Origin of the sequence: Arenimonas sp. (assembly GCF_035312645.1) — a bacterium.
GTDB lineage: Bacteria > Pseudomonadota > Gammaproteobacteria > Xanthomonadales > Xanthomonadaceae > Arenimonas.
In genome coordinates, this window is the sequence record NZ_DATGBO010000100.1 from 1 (window position 1) to 5,176 (window position 5,176).

Below are 5,176 nucleotides of genomic sequence, written 5' to 3' on the forward strand. Positions count from 1 at the left end.
CAGTTCCGGGCCATCGTCGAAGGCATAGACCAGACGCGCTTCGCCACTGGCTGCAGCGAACTCGCAACGGACGAAACGGAATGCGCGGATTGTCTCACGCTGGAAATTCATCTCAGACATCCAACACTTCCTCGACCGGCAACGCCCGCAAGTTGTAACGATTGGCCATCACGAATCCGTAGGCGCCTGTGGTGGCGATCAACAGCACGTCGCCTTCGATCGTCGCGTCCGGCAATGCGCGGCGGCGACCGAGCACATCGCTGGTTTCGCAGATCGGGCCGACCACTTCCGCCGGCAAACCGTCGGCGTCATCGAGGCGCGTCAGGTTCACGATCTCGTGCCAGGCGTTGTACAGCGCCGGACGCATCAGCGCGTTCATGCCGGCATCGACACCGATGCGGCGCACGCCAAGTTTGGCGACCACCTGCGTGACCTTCGCCAGCAGCACGCCGGATTCCGCGACCAGGTAACGGCCCGGTTCGATCCACAATGCGTACTGCGGCCAGGCCGATTTGATCTCGGCCATCGCGGCGGCGAATGCGGCGATGTCGAAGGGCTCGGCGTCGGGCGCGTACGGCACGCCGATGCCGCCGCCGACATCGATCGCCGCGACCGTGCCTATCTGTTCGGCGAGATTCACCAGCTGCGCGTAAACCTGCGGCCAGTGCTTCACATCCTGGATGCCGCTGCCGACATGCGCATGCAGCACGGTGATCGTGGTTTTGTTCGCGCGCGCCGCGACGATGAACTCCGGCAGCGTCTCCGCGGGCAGGCCGAACTTCGCTTCCTTGCCGCCGGTGCGCACTTTTTCATGGTGGCCGAGGCCATAACCAGGATCGATGCGCAGCGCGATCTGGCGGCCGGCGAACAATTCCGGCCATTGCCGCAGCGGATAGAGACTGTCGAGCGTGACCCAGACGTCGCGTTGCATCGCGGCAGCGAACTCGGCGCGCGGCGCGAAGCTGGGCGTGAACATCACGCGGGTCGGGTCGAGTTTCGGCAACACAGCGAACAAGTGTTCGAGCTCGGCCTGCGACACGCACTCGAAACCGAAACCTTCCGCCTCCAATGCCAGCAGAATCTGCGGATGCGAATTCGCCTTGAGCGCATAGAAACGGCGATCGACGGCACCGACGTCGGCCAGCGCACGCGCGCGTTCGCGCACCGTCGGCAGGTGGTAGACATAGCGCGGCGTGCCTTTTTTTGCGGAGTCGAGCAAGCGCTGTTGCTGGCCATGCCACCAAGCCGGCCGGCGCGGACGTCCCTGCGATTCGATCTGCCGCCAGCTCGGTCCGAAGACTTCGCTGACATCCACCGGCATCGCGCCCGAATGCGTCAGCAGGTCGTGTAGGCGCGGCATCATGCCGTCGACCAGGCCTTCGTCGACGACGAAGGTGAGGTTGAGATCGTTCGAGCTCTGCGAAATCAGATGCACTCGCTCGCGGCCAAATTCGCTCCACACATCCGTGAGCTTGTGCAACAGCGAGCGCATGCCGCGGCCGACCAGGGTGATCGCGCTGCAAGGCGCAATCACCTTCACCCGGCACACTTCCGCGAGATCGGCGCAGAGCGCATCGAGCACATTGGAATTGACCAGGTTGTCGGAAGGGTCGAGCGAGACGGTGACGTTGGCTTCCGACGAACCAATCAGGTCGATCGACAGGCCGTGGCGCTTGAAACGCTCGAACACGTCGGAAATAAAACCGACCTGCTGCCACATGCCGATGGTTTCCATCGACACCAACACAATGCCACGACGCGAACTGATCGCTTTCACGCCCGGCACCGTGGCGGCGCGATGGTCGATCACCGTGCCGGCCATTTCGGGGCGCTCGGTATCGCGAATCCAGATCGGCACGCGCGCTTCGCGACAGGGATGGATGCAGCGCGGATGCAGGACTTTCGCGCCGGTGGTGGCGATTTCCTGTGCTTCCTCGTAGTCGAGCCGCGACAGCAGACGCGCATCGGGCACGGCGCGCGGGTTGGCGCTGAACATGCCGGGCACGTCGGTCCAGATTTCCACGCGCCGCGCCTGCAGCAGCGCGCCGAAATATGCGGCCGAGGTATCGGACCCACCGCGGCCGAGGATCGCCGTGCCACCATCCTCGGCGCGGGCGATGAAGCCCTGCGTGATCAGCAGCGGCGCATTCGCGTTGAAACGCGCGCGCAATGCGCTGTCGCCGATATAGCGACAGGACACCGAGAGCCGGCGCGACCAGTCGTTCTGGTTGGGCAGCGACTGCGCATCGAGCCAGTCGCGGGCGTCGAGCCAGTCCACGGCCAGACCCTGACTGCGCAGATAGGCGACGCCGAGCGTCGATGACAGCAATTCGCCCTGCGCCATGACCTCTGCCTGCCAGGCCAGCGAGCCGGCGCTGCGCCGCGCATCGTCGCCCAGTGCGCGCAACGCCGCGAGGCGTTCGCCGAGTACAGCGTCGGCATCGATCGCGAGCTCATCGCAATAGCTGCGATGACGAAGCACCAGCGCCTCGATGCGCCGCGCGACCTCATCGCCATCGGCGTGATGATCGGCGATCGCCTGCAATTCGTTGGTCACGCCCGAAAGCGCCGACACCACCACCAGCACGCGGGCGGGTTCGTCGCCCCTGCCCTCGTGGCGTTCGCGCATCAGGCGCCCGATCGTGTCCCAGCGGTTGCGGCGGGAAACACTGGTGCCGCCGAACTTGAGGACGATCCAGTCGGCGGGGGCGGCGTCGGAAGGCATGGGCGGGGCGCTATGATCGGCAGGCGCGCAGTGCGCAGAATCCGGAATCATAAACGATGCATCCGCCCCGCCGCTTTCTCCAGCTCGACGTTTTTGCCGATCGTCCCGGCGCCGGCAATCCGCTGGCAGTGGTGATCGCCGCCGAGGGACTGGATACCGCCGACATGCAGGCCTTCGCGAACTGGACCAACCTCTCCGAAACCACCTTCCTGCTGCCGCCGACCACCACCGAGGCGAGTTATCGCGTACGCATCTTCACCCCGCGCCAGGAGCTGCCCTTCGCCGGCCATCCCAGCGTTGGCAGCGCCCACGCTGCGCTCGAAGCCGGGTTGGCCACCAGTGTCGACGGCAAGCTGGTGCAGGAATGCGCGGCCGGCCTGTTGCCGATGCGGGTGGAGGGCGAAGGCGCGGCGCGACGGATTTTTGTGCGTGCCCCACGTGGTCGCGCGATCACCGCGACGCCGGATCCAGCGATATGGGAGGCCGCGTTCGCAGACCTCGCATTGGGCGCGCTGCCCGCGACCATCATCGACATCGGCCCGCGCTGGTGGATCGTCGAACTCGCCGACGAAGCGACGGTGCGCAGCATGCAACCGAAACTGGCCGCAATCGCCGCGCTCACCGAAAGCACCGGCGCGGTCGGCCTGTGCGTGTTCGCCTTTTCCACCGATAGCGATTACGCCCTCGCCGTGCGCGCGTTCTGCCCGGCCGACGGCATTCCCGAAGACCCGGTCACCGGCAGCGCGAACGCCGCGATCGGCGCCTGGCTGCACCAGAACCAGGCCCTGCCCAGCCAGCAATATGTCGTGAGCCAGGGCCGCGAGCTCGGCCGCGATGGCCGTATCGAGGTCGAGGTCGACGATACCGGCGGCATCTGGATCGGCGGCCAGACCCAGACCGTGATCACCGGCACGCTCGCATGGTGAGGCGGGCGCGGGTGCGACCGTTTTTCCAGGTCGATGTCTTCGCCACGCGCGCCGGCGTCGGCAACCCGCTGGCGGTGGTATTCGACGCCGCCGATTTGAGCGGCGAACAGATGCAGGCGATCGCCGCCTGGACCAATCTCGCCGAAACCACCTTCGTGCTGCCGCCGACGACGTCTGAAGCCGACTACCGCGTGCGCATCTTCACAACTCAAAAAGAAATCGCCTTCGCCGGCCATCCCAGCATCGGCACCGCACATGCGGTGCTCGCCGCAGGTTTCGCGAGACCGCGCGCTGGCGCGCTGCTGCAGGAATGCCAGGCCGGCCTGCTGCCGGTGCGGATCCTCACGCAGGAAGATCGACAGACTTTGTCGGTGCGTGTGCCGCGTTCGCGGATCGTGCGTTATGCAGGCAGCGAGGATGACCTGTTGCAAAACATCCTCGCGGCGACGCCAGCAGGAGTCACTGCGCCTGCCGTGGTCGAAGGCGGACGGCGCTGGTGGCTGGCCGAACTCGCCGATGAAAATGCCGTGCGCACTTTTCGTCCCGATCGCAACGCCATCCGCGAACTGGCGCAGACGACGCAAAGCCTGGGTCTGTGCATCTTCGCGCGCTGCCCGGAAGTGGAGTACGACATGGTCGTGCGTGCGTTCCCGCTCGGTGTCGGCATCGATGAGGATCCCGCCTCGGGTGCAGCCAATGCCGCGATCGCCGGCTTCCTCGATGAAGCGAACGCGCTCGGGGATCTCGGCAACCGTTATGTCGTCAGCCAGGGCCGCGAAATCGGCCGCGATGCCACGCTGGAATTGCAGATCGATGCGCAGCACGAGGTCTGGGTCGGCGGCGAAAGCCAGACGCTGATCTACGGCGACATCGCCTGGTGATTTTCGCAGGAGCGGCCCTGGCCGCGACCGCTGTTGATCCAGCGATAGCGCGCATAAGCGCGACGGCTGTGAATCAATAAGCGTGCCCATGCAATTTGCGGGAAATCGCGCTCATGCGCGCTCCCGCGGGGAAGCGAAAAAGGCTGGGGTCATGCGTCTGGCAGCGAACACGACATCAGGCGCCCTGCCGGATCGCACTGGGACTCATGCACGTTGCACCGAGTTCGGGGATGAGTACACTCACCGCAGCCCATGAAGTCCTCCTTCCGTCCCTTCCGCTCGCGCTTCCTTCGCCTTCTGGCCTCCGTGCTGGTGACGATGGCGCTGTTGGTCAATGGCTTTGCCGTGGCACAAGCGGCCTCTGGCGGCATGAAGAAAGATTGCTGCGCCGAGATGATGGGGCACAAGAGGCACGGTGGCGATTGCGATCAGGCAGGCAAGCCCTGCCCCGCTCCCAGCGCCAATTGCGATGACCAGTGCCTGATGCGCTGCCAGGCCAATAATGCATTGCTGTCGCTTGCCCTTCTTTCGCTGCCGGGCATTTCCTTGCCCCGGCCTGCATTGCCGGTCATTGCCATCGGCAGCTTTGTCTCCGCCGATCCCGGCCCCGGGTTACGACCTCCGATTTCCGCTTGACGCTCGAC

At 65.5% G+C, this 5,176-nt stretch carries 4 protein-coding genes; 3 read left to right on the forward strand and 1 reads right to left on the reverse strand.

The annotated features are described in order from the left end of the window. Window positions 1-112: 112 nt before the first annotated feature. Entirely contained in the window at window positions 113-2,725 is a 2,613-nt protein-coding gene (locus VKM35_RS09185; RefSeq protein WP_324320649.1) for a bifunctional aspartate kinase/diaminopimelate decarboxylase, read from the reverse strand. A gap of 56 nt (window positions 2,726-2,781) precedes the next feature. On the opposite strand from VKM35_RS09185, the gene VKM35_RS09190 reads away from it, so the two are divergent. The 3 genes from VKM35_RS09190 to VKM35_RS09200 all read left to right on the forward strand — a co-directional run bounded on the left by VKM35_RS09190 (window position 2,782) and on the right by VKM35_RS09200 (window position 5,168). Then, window positions 2,782-3,651 (forward strand): PhzF family phenazine biosynthesis protein, encoded by an 870-nt coding sequence (locus VKM35_RS09190; RefSeq protein WP_324320651.1) that lies wholly within the window; start codon window positions 2,782-2,784, stop codon window positions 3,649-3,651. An 11-nt stretch (window positions 3,652-3,662) separates the two neighbouring features. Next, a complete protein-coding gene (locus VKM35_RS09195; RefSeq protein ID WP_324320653.1) occupies window positions 3,663-4,532 on the forward strand; it encodes a PhzF family phenazine biosynthesis protein in 870 nt (289 codons plus the stop codon). A 252-nt stretch (window positions 4,533-4,784) separates the two neighbouring features. After that, on the forward strand, window positions 4,785-5,168 hold the full coding sequence (locus VKM35_RS09200) for a hypothetical protein (protein ID WP_324320655.1): 384 nt from the start codon (window positions 4,785-4,787) through the stop codon (window positions 5,166-5,168). Window positions 5,169-5,176 lie beyond the last annotated feature (8 nt).

Excerpts from the sequence above, each read along its gene's own strand:
- VKM35_RS09185 (WP_324320649.1), bottom strand. The coding sequence starts at position 2,725 with ATGCCTTCCGACGCCGCCCCCGCCGACTGGATCGTCCTCAAGTTCGGC.
- VKM35_RS09190 (WP_324320651.1), top strand. The coding sequence starts at position 2,782 with ATGCATCCGCCCCGCCGCTTTCTCCAGCTCGACGTTTTTGCCGATCGT.
- VKM35_RS09200 (WP_324320655.1), top strand. The coding sequence starts at position 4,785 with ATGAAGTCCTCCTTCCGTCCCTTCCGCTCGCGCTTCCTTCGCCTTCTG.